Source organism: Saccharopolyspora sp. NPDC049357, assembly GCF_040677225.1.
In the GTDB taxonomy this organism is placed as follows: domain Bacteria; phylum Actinomycetota; class Actinomycetes; order Mycobacteriales; family Pseudonocardiaceae; genus Saccharopolyspora.
In genome coordinates this window covers 61,213-74,510 of the sequence record NZ_JBFAQJ010000001.1, presented here as the reverse complement: position 1 = coordinate 74,510, position 13,298 = coordinate 61,213, and the positions used below count along the sequence as shown (strand labels likewise).

The window sequence follows — 13,298 nt, the reverse complement described above, 5'->3', positions numbered from 1 at the left end:
GGTGCAGGATGTGTCACATCGCTTCCGGCGCGGGCCGCGCCGAGCTTGAGTCAGCGGCGCAGGATGAAATCGTGATGCCGGCGCATCGACGGCCGGCGACGCCCTGTGCGGGCGTCCTGTGAGGAGGTTCATCACACCCGTCGAAACTCGTCGTTCCCCACGCGGGAGTGGCGATGCATTCCGCTCGTGCCGAAGTTCTCCAAGCTGGTGAATCAGGGTTTCAAAATGAAAACATCGCAAAACAAACGTGCGACGAATCATACCGTTTTCGCGGTATCGATCGCCGTTTCGGCGCTGGTCGTCTTGTGGGGAGCGGTGGACCCCAACGGGTTCGGGACCGTGACAACTCAGCTCTTCGACTACGTCGTATCGGATTTGAGCTGGTTCTTCCTGCTCACCGCGAACATTTTCCTCGTGTTCGTCATCTACCTCGGACTGAGCGGCTACGGGCGGATCAAGCTCGGTGCGGATCGGGACAAGCCGGAATTCGGCCGGTTGTCCTGGTTCGCCATGATGTTCCAGGCGGGGATGGGTCCGGCGATCATCTTCTGGGGCCTGGCCGAACCGCTGTCGCACTACGTCGACGTTCCCTTCGGTCTCGCTCCGCCCGGCAGCGACGAAGCCGCCGGGGTGGCGATCCAGTACTCGTTCTTCCACTGGGCGCTGCACCCGTGGGCGATCTACGCGGTCGCCGGCCTGGCCGTGGCCTACTTCACCCACCGCAAGAACGAGCGGGGGCTGCTCAGCGCGATCTTCCGGCCGCTGCTCGGCGATCGCGTCGACGGACCGCTGGGCAAGGTCATCGACGTGCTGGCGGTGCTGGCGGTGGTGTTCGGCATCGCCGTGGCGCTGGGTCAGGCAGGCCTGCAGATGACCGCGGGACTGGGCGAGACCTTCGGGTTGCCCACCGGGATCGTCGTGCAGCTGATCGTGCTGGCCCTGACCACGGCCGCGTTCATGGGTTCGGCGACGACGCGGATCGAGCACGGCATCAAGTGGCTGTCGAACATCAGCATGCTCATCGCCCCGGTCCTGCTGATCTTCTACGTCGTCGTGGGCCCGAGCGTCACCCAGATCAACGCCTTCACCGAGGGCCTCGGCGACTACCTGGGCAACATCCTGCCGATGAGCTTCCGGCTGGACGCCTTCAGCCCGGACAACGGGTGGATGGGCAGCTGGACCGTCTTCTACTGGTCCTGGTGGATCGCCTGGGCCCCGTACGTGGGTCTGTTCATGGCGCGCATCTCGCGCGGTCGCACGATCCGCGAGTTCGTCGCGGCCACCGTGCTGGTGCCCAGCCTGGTGAGCATGATCTGGATCGCGGTGTTCGGCGGCGCCGCGCTGCAGCTGGCGCGCAGCGGTCTGGCCGGTGATATCGCGCGGACCGTTCAGGAGAGCCCCGCGGCCGGGATGTTCGTGTTCATCCAGCAGTACCCGATGGCCGGAATCATGTCGGTGATCACGCTGATCGTGCTGTGGGTGTTCTTCGTAGCGGGCGCCGACGCGGGCACGGTGGTGCTGGGCGAGTTGTCCACGGGCGGCGAGCCGAACCCCAAGACCTGGGTGCGGCAGCTGTGGGGCGTGCTGCTCGCCGGGGTCGCGGCGGTGCTGCTGGTCTCCGGTGGCCTCGACGGGCTGCAGAAGGCCTCGGTGCTCACCGGGACGCCCTTCGCGATCATCCTGGTCGGCATCTGCGCGGCCTTCTACAAGACCCTCCGGGACGAGCACGGCCCCACCAGTGCCCGGGCGCCGGTCTCCGGTGCCCACGCAGCGCCCGAGGAACCCCCGCAGGAAGTCGAGGTCGCCGCGGTGAGCGCGGAACCGACCCGGACCGAGGACCGATGATCTCGCCGGTTCCCTCGCCATTAGGAGAAGTTCGAAGATGCGGCGGTGGCGGCCGGTACCGCCACCGCCGCGTTCGCCGACATCCACGTTGAGGGATTGACGCAGTACCGGGCGGTGGAGCTTAGGCGAGCATGTGCGGACGATGCAGCTCCACGCAGCGGTTGGACTTCGCCTCCGGCTCGTCTTGATCCTCCGTCGTCAATCCGGTTGTTTCCCGTCCGGCGGCTGGTGGAAACCCTCGAGGTGGCAATGCACGACCGCGTTGCGGAGGTACGTCATGAAGTACGACGAGTTCATCGCGAACGTCCGCCGGCTCGGCGAGTACGAGTCGACCGAGCGCGCCGACCACGTCACGCGTTGTGTTCTGGGTGTGCTGGGTGCCCGCATCACCGCTGAGGAGGCCGAGGACCTCGCCGCGCAACTCCCCGGTGATCTGGCCGACGCCGTGCGCTCGGAGGAACGCCCCATGCACGACCTGTCACCGGACGAGTTCGCCGGCGCAGTCGCCGCGCGCTTGGGAGGAGCGAGCACCGAGACGGCCCGTTGGGACGTCAGCGCCGTGCTCACCACGGTGACCGAGAGCATCGATGGCGGCGAGCTCAACCACGTTCTCAGCCAACTGCCCAGCGGTTTCGCCACGTTCTTCGGTCACCCTGAACTGGCCTGACGGGCGGCTGGGGGCCCGCATTTGGCCAGCGGGCCCGCCCTCTCGTCATCCGCCCGGAGAAGAGGTGGTGCCCCGGTTCTCCGGGGCACCGCGGTCCAGCGCTTCTTGTGGGGCTGATTGCTCTCAACCGTTCTCGTGCTGCAGTCGCTTCAGCAGCATCTCCTTGCCCTGCTCACCGGCCTTCACGTTGTTCTCCTGAATCCGGTGCAGCCATTTGGCGAGTTCCTCGTCGCCTTGCGACTCGGCATCCTTGACGTACTGCTCCAGCATCCACGCGTGGTGCAAGGACAGCTGCAACACGGTGATGAGGTTGTAGTTCTTGTCCTTCACCGGGCTTTCAGGTTCGCCGGCCATGGGATCCTCCTAGTCGCGGATTTCCGCTCGCACCCATTGGGTTGGCAGCAGCGGAGATGGCCAAACCCGGTCACGACGGCCGGTGTCCGCGCGCGCCGTACACCTGCGTGGCGATCTCGTGGTGCAGGTCCTCGAGCTCGGTGAGCTGCTGCTGGGCGCGATCGAGCAGCGTTCGCAGGTGTTGCGCGTCGAGGTCGGGTTCCTGCTCGGCAGCCGCGAGGAGGGTCCGCCAAGCGGTCGTCTTCCCCTGCACTCCCAAGTAGAGGGCTTCGATCTCGATCAACGCGCTGAGCGGCGAGCGCCGGAACACCCCTGCGTTCGGTTTGAACCGACCGGCCTTTTCGCCCAACCACGCCGCGAAGACCTTGTAGTGCGCGGTTCTGGTGCCGAGCACGGCCATGATGTTCCGCAGACTTCGGCGATCGGACTGTATTTCCTCGCTCAACGCCCTGACGCGCGCCGAGATGTCGGGTGTTCGTCCCCGGTTGGCACGCGCGGCACGAGCGGCCAGCTCCACGCCACCGGTGGCGCCGGCGAGGTGGTCGTTGAGGTAGATCGACAGCAACTTCCGCCGTGAGATGCTAGTCGGTGGTGTCTCCACGATCATTTCCTTTCTCGGCCGGTTCGTGCGTGACCTCGAAGAACGCGCTGCCGCTACCACGCGGGCGATCTCGGAACAGCTCTGCGCCCTCGCTGCTGAGGTCGTCCCCGCGGGCGAGGTGGTGGTGGCGCCGCGCGGTCATCGGGAGTTGTCGCGGACCACGACCACCGGGCAGCGCGCGTGGTGGACGACGTGCTGGCTGACCGAGCCCAGCAGGGCTTCGGTGAAGCCGCCGTGCCCGCGGTGGCCGACCGCGATCAGGTCGGCACCCACCTCCTCGGCCAGGTCCAGCAGAGCGCTCGCCGGGTGACCGTTGGCGACGTTCTTGCTGACCGCGAGGTCGGAGTCCGGGTCGAGGACGTCAGTGATGATCTGGTCCAGTGCTGCGGCGGTGCGCCGGGAGATGTCGTCGCTGTCGGGGACTTCCCAGTTGTAGATCAGCGGGACGTCCCAGGTCATGAGGGTGGCGAGAGTCCCGCCGAGTTGGTCGGCGTGCCAAGCCGCCCAGCGCAGCGCTGACTTCGACGCGGGCGAGCCGTCCACGCCGACCACGATCGTGTACTGGTGCTGTTGGTCCATCGCAGCCTCCCGGGTGTCTCGGATGCCCCGGCTCGTGTCGTCGGCGAACAGCGGTTCGATCCTGCGTGCCGGTCGTGGGCCGCTACGGGCGCTCGGACGGCGGCCCCACTGTGATGGTGGGGCTTCTCCGGTTTCCCGGCATGGTCGAAAGTAATCAAGTGGCAGCGTTTTTCGTGATCACGCTGGTGAAAGGGAAGAAATGCCCTGTTGTTGATGTCCGATGGTGCTCACCGTGTGCCGTGCACCCGGAGTTCGTCATGGGGGAGCAGAGGGGAATGCAGGAGCGGTACCGGTTCGCGGGCATCAGCTGGCTCGTGCACGCGCTGGGGATGCGGCGAAACCCGGTGCGGCGTCCGGTGGATGTGGCCGTGGCCGTGGCCATGCTCGGGCTGCTCGTCGCGGCGCTGACCGTCGTGCCCCTGCTGGCCCTGTCCTCCGGCGAGTCCGAGTACGCCGCCCAACGACGGGAAGCCGCCGCTGCGATGAGCAACCACCGGATGGTCGACGCCGTTGTGACCTCAGCCCCTGAGGTGGTCGGCTCCGAATCCGGCGGAGGTGCGAGCGTGCGCGCTGATGTCCGGTGGACGGGCCACGACGGCCGCCCGCGCGCTGAGCGTGCCGAGGTGCCCTCCAGCAGCCACGTGGGCAGTCGCGTGCCGGTGTCGGTCGACGGTGCTGACCGCGTGGCGCCGACCCCGCCGACGGAGGCCACCAGCAGCGCATCAGCGACGGGCACCGCGGTCGGTGTGCTCGTTCTGGGCCTCCTCGGCTGCGCCGGGATCATGAAGACCGTTCGCGCGGTCGCCGACGGTTGGGCCCGGCGTCGCTGGGAGTGGGAGTGGGCGCACGTCGAGTCCGATTGGACCGGGCCGGGACGGGGCTGACGATTGACGACCCGCGGTGAGGTCCGCACCACGACCAAATGCCCTTATCCGAGTGCGGTGCGAAGCCCACTCTTGAGTCGGAAGCAGCCCTCCGCGGGCGGCCCTTCTCCGCGGGGCGAGGTCATCGGAGCGAGGAGATCGCTGTGATCGCGAGCAAGTTCGTCGTAGGCGTGGATGGCTCGGAGGCGAGTCGTCGTGCGCTGGAGTGGGCGTTGCGGGAGGCACGCGCGCGTGGCGCTTCGGTCGTCGTGATCATGGTGTGGCAGTCGCACTCGGTGCTGGCCGGCCCCGCCCCGCTGATGATGAACCCCAGGCTGGCGCCCCACGAGGTTCGTGATCGGCACTGGCGGGAACTGAACCGCGTCGTCGAGGAGTGCCTGGCGGGCGCGTCCACGCCCGAGTTGCGTGAAGAGCTCGTGGAAGGGCACCCGGAAGATGTGCTGGCCGAGAAGTCGGCAGACGCCACGATGCTCGTCCTCGGCGACAGAGGACACGGCACCCGTGCGATGTTGGGAAGCACGGCGTTGCGCTGCATCCACAACGCGCGGTGTCCCGTCCTGATCATCCCCAGCGGCTTCGAACTCGGGGGAGTCGGTCCGGAAGGGACACGGGCTTCTGAAGCTGTGGATCCCGTTCTCGGTTGACCCGTGCGCGGCAGCGAGTTCGGACGCCACATCTGGTTGTTCGGCAGTGGACCGATCGGTCAGCAGTCGATCGACTCGGCGTTCAGGCACTGCGGGACAGGGATGGCCGCCTGGGCCAAGAAGATCGGCTGATCTGACGCATCAACCGTCGCCTCTCGGGAGTGGAAATGAGCAATCCGAGTCTCAAACCGGTGGTCGTGGGCGTCGACGGCTCGTCGTCGGCCGTCCACGCGGTGCGGTGGGCTGCGGCTGAGGCGCATCGCAGGAACGCGCGGCTGCGGATCGTGTACGCCGACGTGCTCTCGTTGGTCTACCTTCCCGATCTGCCGGGCTACCCACTTCCCGTGCCGTACATCCAGGCCGCGCAGCGCCAGGGCAAGGAGTGGCTCCACCGGGCGGCCGATGTCGCCAAGTCGGAGGTGGCCGGCCTGCGGGTGGAGACCGAGATCCATGTTGGACAGGCGGGGGCCGTGCTGGTCGACGAGTCGCACGAGGCGCAATTGGTCGTGGTGGGCAGTCGGGGTTTGGGTGGGTTCACCGGGCTGGTGGTCGGGTCGGTGGCGGTGGCGCTCAGCGCTCACGGGCACTGCCCGGTCGCGATGGTCCGCGGCCCCGGCACAGCGGTGCCCGAAGCCCCGGTCGTCGTCGGAGTGGACGGGTCCTCCACCGGCGAAGCGGCGTTGACCACGGCGTTCGAATGCGCGGCGCGGCGCGGTGTGGTGTTGAGAGCGGTGCGCACCTGGAACTCCATCGATGCGGAGGCGGCGTGGTGGTCCGAGGGGGAGGGCTGGGACAGCGCGCAGACCGACCAGGAACGGTGGCTGGCCGAGCAGCTGGCGGGCTGGTGCGAGAAGTTCCCCGACGTCGAGGTCCACCGCTACGTGTCCCACGACAAACCCGCCCGAGCGCTTCTCCAGCACGCCCAGCATGCGCAACTGGTGGTGGTGGGTGCGCGGGGGCGTGGCGGGTTCACCGGCTTGCTGCTCGGATCGACGAGCCAGCAACTGCTGCAGCATTCGCCCTGCCCGGTGATCGTTGCGCGCTGAAGCCCGTCGGCACGTCCGCGCGTGATGAGCGAGCCAGCGCGTAGCCGACTGCGAAGAGCCTGCGGCTGAGGTCTGTCCGGGCAGGTGGTCGCGGGGCCGGGGTGGCCGTCTGGCTGGGACTTCTGGCACTGGCCGCACTCATCGTTCAAGCGCACGTTAGCGGTGTGCGGTTCCGCGATGGAGTCGGACCGTCGGGAACAACTGGAGGTATCGATGTCCGAGCAGCAGACACGGACCGCGGAGGGCCGCGGGGCCGTGCCCAAGCCGCGCTCGCAATACGGTGGGGCGATCCAGGGCTCGGGCGCGGGAATGGACTGGGTGCGCTTCGGCGGCGTGATGATGGCGGTGCTCGGCGGATTCGGTGTGATCGAAGGTTTGGCCGCGTTGTTCTCCCCGACCTATTTCGTCTCCGTCGGAGGCGCGGTTTTGGCCGTCGACCTCGCCGCGTGGGGATTCGTGCACATCATCATGGGCGCGCTCGTGCTGGCGACCGGGTTGTCCTTGCTGGGCAATGCCCCGGGTTGGGCGCGCGCTGTGGGGGTCGGGCTGGTGGCGGTCAACATGATCGTGCAGCTGGCCTGGCTTCCGGCTTTCCCGATCTGGTCGATCCTTCTGCTCGTGATCGACGTGCTCATCATCTACGCGCTGATCGCGACCTGGAGCGCCCAGACCGAGCGGTGACGTCTCGAGTAGTGGCAGGCGGCAGCTCACGAGATCCCGAACGGATCCCGCCGCTGCCGCCCACGCCGCCCTGCGGCCGTGGTTAGGCGATCAGACCCGAGTTCGGTGTGTCGCCTGAGTCGCGTGGCTCCGCGACTCGAGGAGCAAGGGAGCGAGCGGGGATGGTGGACAGCGGTGGCCGACCCGGCGTCGGCGGGCAGGGATCGGCGGGGAGCCCAACGGGTCCCGGCCAGGGTCCGGGGGGTGCGGCTTTGCCGCGGGGTGTGGTGATCCTGCTGGGGGCGGCTGCGGCGGTGGTCACCGTGGCCGGGATGTACTGGGTGTCGTGGCTGCTCGGGCCACTGCTGCTGGCGCTGGTGATCGTGATCGCGGTGTACCCGATCAAGACCTGGCTGGAGGGCAAGGGGTGGCCGACGTGGGCAGCCGTCTTGTCACTGCTCGTGGTCATCTTCGGGTCGTTGCTGGCGCTCACGGCGTTCCTGGCCGCCTCGGTGAGCCAGCTCGGCGCACTGCTGGCCGAGAATTCCGGGAAGGCACAGCAGCTGGTGGCCTCGCTGTCCGCCCAGCTGACCAAGCTGGGTATCAATCCCGCCCAATCCCGGGACACGGCCGGCTCAGCGGATCTGAGCAAGTTCGCCGACCAGATCGGCGCAGTGTTCTCCAGCGTTGGCTCGATCCTGAGCGGCCTGGTGTTCATCCTGGCCCTGTTGCTGTTCCTGACCGCGGAGTCCGGCGGCACTGCCCGCCGAATAGGCATGATCGCGAAGGATCGCCCGCACATGATCACCGCACTGGCGGGTTTCGCCCACGGCACCCGCAGCTACCTGGGGGTCACAGCGGTGTTCGGGCTGATCGTCGCGGTGCTCGACACCACCGCGCTGGCGATCATGGGGATTCCGCTGGCCGTGCTGTGGGGCGTGCTCGCGTTCATCACCAACTTCATCCCGAACATCGGGTTCGTCATCGGGCTCGTGCCCCCGGCCCTGCTGGCCCTGCTCACCGGCGGCTGGCAGCTCGCGCTCGCGGTCGTGGTGGTCTACTGCGTGCTCAACCTGGTCATCCAGTCGCTGATTCAACCGCGGTTCATCGGCGACTCCGTCGGTCTGTCGGCTACCGTGACGTTCCTGGCGTTGTTGTTCTGGGCCTGGATCCTCGGCCCGCTGGGCGCGCTGCTGGCCATCCCGCTCACCCTGCTGGTCAAGGCCGTTCTGGTCGACGCCGACCCCCGCGCGCAATGGGTGGAGGCCCTGCTCGGCGCCGAACCGGCGACCCCCAAGACCAAGAAGGACAAGCAGGCCAGGCAGAGCCGTCGACCCCGCCGCCACTTCCGCATCCCCCATCGTCCCAAGCCCGCCGACGTGGCGACCCCGCCGGCATGAGCGGCGCGACCATCGTGCCACCGACGTCACCTGTCACCCGAACGCCGCGGCGACGGGTGATCGTCGTATCGATCCGAGCGACGCTGACCGTGGTCTTGCTCGTCGCGGTCTACTACCTGTTGCCACTCACAGCCAGGCCCGGTGGTTACACGCTGCTGGGCCTGCTGGTCGGGCTGGCGGCGATCACCGGGCTGATCGTGTGGCAGATTCGCGCGATCGTGCGCTCCCGCAATCCCGGGCTGCGGGCTCTCGAGACGCTGACCCTGGTGATCCCGGCCTTCCTGCTGATCTTCTCCGCCGGCTACTTCCTGGCCTCGCAGACGAACCCGGCGGTGTTCTCCGAACCGCTGACCCGCAGCGACGCCCTCTACTTCACCATCACCGTGTTCGCCACCGTGGGTTTCGGCGACATCCACCCCGTCGCTGAGCCCCTGCGCCTCGTCGTCGCCGTCCAGATGCTCGCCGACCTGCTCCTCCTCGGACTCGTCCTGCAGGCCGTCCTCAACGCCGTGCGCAGGGGACAAGAGAGAAACGCAGCAGCCGGTCCCAGCGCGGACAACCGCGCGGGCAAGGCGTAAGCGCATGAGGCGGCACACGGCGCTCAACACGTTCGACTGCCACTCCGGTCCGGTGGTCTTCGTCCGCAGTCCGACCTGGGCAGCGCCTGGTCGGCGTTTCTGACGAGGAGGTGATGGGCATGGTCGGTGGTGACCAGGAAGACAGGCCGCAGCGGTTGCCACGTGCGATCTACGAGAGGGAGCTGTTCCGCTTGCAAGCGGAGTTGGTCGAGCTGCAGGTATGGGTCCGGCAGGAGCGAGCCCGGCTGGTGGTCGTGTTCGAAGGACGGGACGCGGCTGGCAAGGGAAGCACGATCAAACGAGTCGCCGAGCACCTCAACCCGCGCGTGGCGCGCATCGTCGCGCTGCCGACTCCGACGGAGCGGGAGCGCGGGGAGTGGTACTTCCAGCGCTACGTCGCGCACCTGCCCGCTGCGGGCGAGATCGCTCTGTTCGACCGCAGTTGGTACAACCGCGCGGGTGTGGAGCACGTCATGGGCTTCTGCACGGATGAGGAACATCGGCGCTTCCTGCGGCAGTGCCCGGTGTTCGAGCAACTGCTGATCGAGGACGGGATCCTGCTGCGGAAGTACTGGTTCTCCGTGAGCAGGACCGAACAGCAACGACGTCTGCGCAAGCGCAACGCGGATCCGATGCGGCGGTGGAAGCTGTCCCGGATGGACCTGGAGTCGATGACTCGCTGGGAGCAGTACTCCGAAGCTCGGGACGAGATGCTGGAAGCAACCGATACTCCACGATCCCCTTGGTACCTGGTCGAGAGCGAGGACAAGCGCCGCGCTCGGCTCAACGTGATCGCGCACCTGCTTTCGACCGTGCCGTACAGCGAGGTACCGCGTCCTCGGTTCGAGCTGCCCGCTCTGCCGCCGCTGTCCGGGCGTCGGCGGCCGTCTCGCGAGCACTACACCTACGTGCCGGACCACGCCGCAACGCTCTGAAGGGTGTTGCAGCGTCGATCGCACCGGTTCTTCGAGTGCGGCGCGGCGCCCTACGACCCACCATGGGTGGGCGCCCGCTCCGCAGCGCCTGCGCCGGCAGAGCCCTCGATGTGATGAGTCCCGGAGCGGATGTCGAACAAGGAGATGCCGATGCCTCAGCAGGAGATGGTCGGACGACGCTTGGCGCGACGACTGACCTGGTTGGACCCGGTCGAGGACAAGCTCCAGCCGCTGGTGCGCGACGCGCTTCGCAAGACCATGCCGCTGAGGAACCTCCTGGACGGGACCTGGCTGGGCGCTCCGCTGCACCCCGCGTTGACCGACGTCCCGGTGGGGGCGATGGCGACGGCGCTGATCCTCGATGCCGCCGAGTCGCTCACGGGCTCGCAACGATGCGGCGAGGCCGCGGACGGCGCGCTTGCGGTGGGGGTGTTGGCGACCCTGCCCGCGGCGCTGACCGGCACCTCCGACTGGCGTGACCTCATGGGTGAGACCAGGCGGGTCGCGAGTGCGCACGCCCTGCTCAACGTTGGCGGCCTCGTGCTGAACATCGCGTCCCTCGTGGGACGCGTGCGGGGCAGTCGTCGATGTGCCAAGGCGAGCTCCGGAGCAGCCTTCGCGCTGTCCTCGATCGCGGCTCACATCGGAGGCGAGTTGAGCTACGGCATGAGCGTCCGGGTCAACCACGACGCGGCGCACACCGGTCCTGCCGAGTTCACCGACGTCCTCGCGGAGGAAGACCTGGCGTCCGATGCGCTGATGCGGCTGGAGGTCGACGGTGAGTCCGTGCTGCTCGCGCGCTCCCGCACGGGCGCACCGGTCGCGATCGCGGCGGTGTGCAGCCACGCCGGAGGCCCGTTGGAGGAGGGCGAGCGGGATGGTGACCGGGTGGTGTGCCCCTGGCACGGCTCTTGCTTCGAGATGGAGACCGGCGAGGTCGTCAACGGCCCGGCCGTCTTCCCGCAGCCGCGGTACGAGACCCGGGTGAGCGCCGGTCGGATCTCGATCCGGCGCGCCCAGCCCTGAGCACGGGGGTCGACCACCGACGCCCCTCTCAGATCGTTCGCCGGTCCTGCACCTGACCGGAAAGTCCGTGGATGATCACCGCTCCGCCGTCGCCGTGGCGGAGCTGCGAACACGCCTCGTCGATCGCGTCGCACTGCCGTGGAACGTGGAACTCAGCACCGGCACCGGTGACCTTCCAGCCACCTGCGCGCTGGTCCGGCACCACGTGACATTCACCCGTCTCGCGTTGACCTGCAGGCACGGATCTCGCTCCCCAACGTCGGGTCCACTTCAACCGCTGTGATTCCCGGCTGCGGCGCGGCACAAACCCCGCCGCGCTTGAGCCGCCGTGGTTTCGAGACGGCGCGTCCGGGGTAGGAACCGTGCTGCGTGGTCTGGGCGGGAGCCCAGACCGTTCGGCCTGGGAGGACACCGTGTTCGTACGCGACCTCGACGACGTCACCGGCACCGAAGACGATGTCGAGACACCGAACTGGCGCAGCAAGCGCCTCGTGCTCGCCAAGCACGGCGCTGGCTTCTCGGTGCACGAGACGACGCTCCAGGCGAACACCGTCAACGACTTCTGGTACGCCAACCACGTCGAGGCCGTGTTCATCACCCACGGGGAAGGTGAGCTCACCGACCAGGAGACCGGCGAGATCTACCAGCTCGGTCCCGGAACGGTGTACCTGCTCGACGGGCACGAGCACCACCAGCTGCGCCCGACGACCGAGATGCGCGCGGTCTGCGTGTTCAGCCCGCCGCTCACGGGCAGGGAGGTCCACGACGAGGACGGCGTGTACCCGCTGATCACCGACAGGTGAGCCCGGCCGCGGTGGCGCGCGACCATCACCGGAGCGCGTCCGAGGCGGTGCGGAGATCGTTCCGGAAGTCGAGGTACGCGGCCTCGCGGTCCGTGGCGCGCAGGACCGAAGAGGGGTGCACCGTCGCGAGGACGTAGTCCGGGCCGTGCTCGCCGAGTTCGAAGCGTTCCGGGAAGTCGAGCAGGACTCCGCGGTTGCGGGTGACGCGGAAGGACTCACCGAACAGCGCCTTGGCCGCGGTCGCGCCCAGGCAGACGACGAGTTCCGGCTTCACCAGGCGCAGTTCGGCGGCGAACCAGGGCAGGCACGCGCGCACCTCGCCCACGCTCGGCTTCTTGTGGATGCGCCGCTTCCCCCTCTCCGCGGGGACGAACTTGAAGTGCTTCACCACGTTGGTCAGGTACACGTCGTCGCGGCGCAGACCGGCTTCGCGGAACGCCCGGTCGAGCGTGCGCCCGGCGGGGCCGACGAAGGGGTGGCCCTCCACGTCCTCGGAAGCACCTGGCTGCTCACCGACCAGCAGGACCCGAGCTCGAGCAGCGCCCTGACCGAAAACGGCTTGGGTCGCGTTCTCGTGGAGGCCGCATCCCCGGCAGGCCTGGACCGCGCTCTCCATCGCGGACAGACCACCGGTCGCGGGCACGAACGCCTCGGCGCCGGCTTCTCGCTGCGGCATGGGTCCCTCCAGTTCTGGTGTGTCCGCGCACCCCGTTCGGGTACCCGAGCGCAGCAGCGGCAACCGAACAGCACCTGACAGCGGGGGCGAGCGCGCTCCGCACGTGGAGCAGCCGTCGACGGGCAGAGCCAACGTCGCTGAGCGTGGTACGAATGGCGATGGCCGATGTGCTCGCGTGCAGCCGGTTCGCGACTCGGTCCGCAGTCCTTCCACGAGAGGAACGAGGTCGATGAGCGAGCGGACACCGGACCCCGATGTCGAGCAGCTGACGATCTGGCGCAACGTGCTCGACGCTCTGGGGCAGCTCGACGCGGCTTGGGGGAGCGTGGTGGATTCCTCCGAAGACAGCGATGGTGAGGCGGGTTCGCCTCCGCGCTTTCCGGACGGGCTCGCTCTGGCGCTCACCAGTGCGGGCATGAAGGGTTCCCAGGTGCTGGCCGGTCTCGCCGATGCGCTGAACGAGCGGTCAGGCGAGGACTTCTCGGAAGTCGCCTCGGCCCAGGCCGAGGTGGAAGCGCTCTGGAACGCGGTCCACGCCCGGATGAGCGAGAACGAGTCGGACCAGGACTGATCCACCAGCCGACCGGCACGTCCCGGACG

The 13,298-nt window shown here is 68.2% G+C and carries 17 protein-coding genes; 12 read left to right on the top strand and 5 right to left on the bottom strand.

Annotated features, from left to right (window positions below):
* Positions 1 to 225: 225 nt before the first annotated feature.
* Together AB0J91_RS00340 and AB0J91_RS00335 are read left to right on the top strand one after the other, a co-directional pair.
* A complete protein-coding gene (locus AB0J91_RS00340; protein ID WP_363862270.1) occupies positions 226 to 1,845 on the top strand; it encodes a BCCT family transporter in 1,620 nt (539 codons plus the stop codon).
* A 277-nt stretch (positions 1,846 to 2,122) separates the two neighbouring features.
* Positions 2,123 to 2,512: a DUF2267 domain-containing protein gene (locus tag AB0J91_RS00335; protein ID WP_363862267.1), complete on the top strand. Its 390-nt coding sequence runs from the start codon at positions 2,123 to 2,125 to the stop codon at positions 2,510 to 2,512.
* Between the two features lie 123 nt (positions 2,513 to 2,635).
* Here AB0J91_RS00335 and AB0J91_RS00330 read toward each other — a convergent pair whose 3' ends face one another.
* The 3 genes from AB0J91_RS00330 to AB0J91_RS00320 all read right to left on the bottom strand — a co-directional run bounded on the left by AB0J91_RS00330 (position 2,636) and on the right by AB0J91_RS00320 (position 4,046).
* Complete coding sequence (locus AB0J91_RS00330; RefSeq protein ID WP_363862264.1) at positions 2,636 to 2,866, bottom strand: hypothetical protein; 231 nt, start codon at positions 2,864 to 2,866, stop codon at positions 2,636 to 2,638.
* Between the two features lie 70 nt (positions 2,867 to 2,936).
* Positions 2,937 to 3,431 carry a hypothetical protein gene (locus AB0J91_RS00325; protein WP_363862261.1) on the bottom strand — a complete coding sequence of 165 codons (495 nt, stop codon included), beginning with the start codon at positions 3,429 to 3,431 and terminating at the stop codon, positions 2,937 to 2,939.
* A 174-nt stretch (positions 3,432 to 3,605) separates the two neighbouring features.
* Complete coding sequence (locus tag AB0J91_RS00320) at positions 3,606 to 4,046, bottom strand: universal stress protein (protein ID WP_363862258.1); 441 nt, start codon at positions 4,044 to 4,046, stop codon at positions 3,606 to 3,608.
* Positions 4,047 to 4,303: 257 nt separating this feature from the next.
* Between AB0J91_RS00320 and AB0J91_RS00315 the strand changes: the two genes are divergently transcribed.
* From AB0J91_RS00315 to AB0J91_RS00280, 8 genes are all read left to right on the top strand, one after another.
* The gene (locus AB0J91_RS00315) at positions 4,304 to 4,930 is read left to right on the top strand and encodes a hypothetical protein (protein ID WP_363862255.1); all 627 of its coding nucleotides are present in this window, start codon (positions 4,304 to 4,306) and stop codon (positions 4,928 to 4,930) included.
* Positions 4,931 to 5,073: 143 nt separating this feature from the next.
* Positions 5,074 to 5,574 carry a universal stress protein gene (locus AB0J91_RS00310; protein ID WP_363862252.1) on the top strand — a complete coding sequence of 167 codons (501 nt, stop codon included), beginning with the start codon at positions 5,074 to 5,076 and terminating at the stop codon, positions 5,572 to 5,574.
* A gap of 167 nt (positions 5,575 to 5,741) precedes the next feature.
* A complete protein-coding gene (locus tag AB0J91_RS00305) occupies positions 5,742 to 6,620 on the top strand; it encodes a universal stress protein (protein WP_363862249.1) in 879 nt (292 codons plus the stop codon).
* A 213-nt stretch (positions 6,621 to 6,833) separates the two neighbouring features.
* Entirely contained in the window at positions 6,834 to 7,301 is a 468-nt protein-coding gene (locus AB0J91_RS00300) for a hypothetical protein (protein ID WP_363862246.1), read from the top strand.
* A 251-nt stretch (positions 7,302 to 7,552) separates the two neighbouring features.
* Entirely contained in the window at positions 7,553 to 8,680 is a 1,128-nt protein-coding gene (locus tag AB0J91_RS00295; protein WP_363862243.1) for an AI-2E family transporter, read from the top strand.
* Positions 8,677 to 9,258 (top strand): potassium channel family protein, encoded by a 582-nt coding sequence (locus AB0J91_RS00290; RefSeq protein ID WP_363862240.1) that lies wholly within the window; start codon positions 8,677 to 8,679, stop codon positions 9,256 to 9,258. Before AB0J91_RS00295 ends, AB0J91_RS00290 begins: the two co-directional genes overlap by 4 nt.
* A 119-nt stretch (positions 9,259 to 9,377) precedes the next feature.
* Positions 9,378 to 10,193, top strand: a complete 816-nt coding sequence (gene ppk2 / locus AB0J91_RS00285; protein WP_363862237.1) for a polyphosphate kinase 2 — start codon at positions 9,378 to 9,380, stop codon at positions 10,191 to 10,193.
* Between the two features lie 150 nt (positions 10,194 to 10,343).
* Positions 10,344 to 11,219, top strand: coding sequence for a Rieske 2Fe-2S domain-containing protein (locus AB0J91_RS00280; protein ID WP_363862234.1), 876 nt, complete (start codon positions 10,344 to 10,346; stop codon positions 11,217 to 11,219).
* 28 nt (positions 11,220 to 11,247) lie between these two features.
* On the opposite strand, the gene AB0J91_RS00275 is transcribed toward AB0J91_RS00280, so the two are convergent.
* Positions 11,248 to 11,460 (bottom strand): DUF2188 domain-containing protein, encoded by a 213-nt coding sequence (locus AB0J91_RS00275; RefSeq protein WP_363862231.1) that lies wholly within the window; start codon positions 11,458 to 11,460, stop codon positions 11,248 to 11,250.
* Positions 11,461 to 11,632: 172 nt separating this feature from the next.
* Here AB0J91_RS00275 and AB0J91_RS00270 point away from each other — a divergent pair, with 172 nt between their 5' ends.
* On the top strand, positions 11,633 to 12,022 hold the full coding sequence (locus AB0J91_RS00270; RefSeq protein WP_363862228.1) for an ectoine synthase: 390 nt from the start codon (positions 11,633 to 11,635) through the stop codon (positions 12,020 to 12,022).
* Between the two features lie 25 nt (positions 12,023 to 12,047).
* Here the strand turns inward: AB0J91_RS00270 and AB0J91_RS00265 are convergent, their stop codons facing one another.
* Positions 12,048 to 12,698, bottom strand: coding sequence for a UdgX family uracil-DNA binding protein (locus tag AB0J91_RS00265; protein ID WP_363862225.1), 651 nt, complete (start codon positions 12,696 to 12,698; stop codon positions 12,048 to 12,050).
* A 229-nt stretch (positions 12,699 to 12,927) separates the two neighbouring features.
* Between AB0J91_RS00265 and AB0J91_RS00260 the strand changes: the two genes are divergently transcribed.
* Positions 12,928 to 13,269 (top strand): hypothetical protein, encoded by a 342-nt coding sequence (locus tag AB0J91_RS00260; protein WP_363862222.1) that lies wholly within the window; start codon positions 12,928 to 12,930, stop codon positions 13,267 to 13,269.
* The last annotated feature ends 29 nt before the right edge of the window (positions 13,270 to 13,298 follow it).

Coding starts and splice junctions, on each gene's coding strand:
- AB0J91_RS00340 (WP_363862270.1), top strand. CDS start 226: ATGAAAACATCGCAAAACAAACGTGCGACGAATCATACCGTTTTCGCG.
- AB0J91_RS00335 (WP_363862267.1), top strand. CDS start 2,123: ATGAAGTACGACGAGTTCATCGCGAACGTCCGCCGGCTCGGCGAGTAC.
- AB0J91_RS00330 (WP_363862264.1), bottom strand. CDS start 2,866: ATGGCCGGCGAACCTGAAAGCCCGGTGAAGGACAAGAACTACAACCTC.
- AB0J91_RS00320 (WP_363862258.1), bottom strand. CDS start 4,046: ATGGACCAACAGCACCAGTACACGATCGTGGTCGGCGTGGACGGCTCG.
- AB0J91_RS00315 (WP_363862255.1), top strand. CDS start 4,304: ATGGGGGAGCAGAGGGGAATGCAGGAGCGGTACCGGTTCGCGGGCATC.
- AB0J91_RS00305 (WP_363862249.1), top strand. CDS start 5,742: ATGAGCAATCCGAGTCTCAAACCGGTGGTCGTGGGCGTCGACGGCTCG.
- AB0J91_RS00300 (WP_363862246.1), top strand. CDS start 6,834: ATGTCCGAGCAGCAGACACGGACCGCGGAGGGCCGCGGGGCCGTGCCC.
- AB0J91_RS00290 (WP_363862240.1), top strand. CDS start 8,677: ATGAGCGGCGCGACCATCGTGCCACCGACGTCACCTGTCACCCGAACG.
- ppk2 (WP_363862237.1), top strand. CDS start 9,378: ATGGTCGGTGGTGACCAGGAAGACAGGCCGCAGCGGTTGCCACGTGCG.
- AB0J91_RS00280 (WP_363862234.1), top strand. CDS start 10,344: ATGCCTCAGCAGGAGATGGTCGGACGACGCTTGGCGCGACGACTGACC.
- AB0J91_RS00265 (WP_363862225.1), bottom strand. CDS start 12,698: ATGCCGCAGCGAGAAGCCGGCGCCGAGGCGTTCGTGCCCGCGACCGGT.
- AB0J91_RS00260 (WP_363862222.1), top strand. CDS start 12,928: ATGAGCGAGCGGACACCGGACCCCGATGTCGAGCAGCTGACGATCTGG.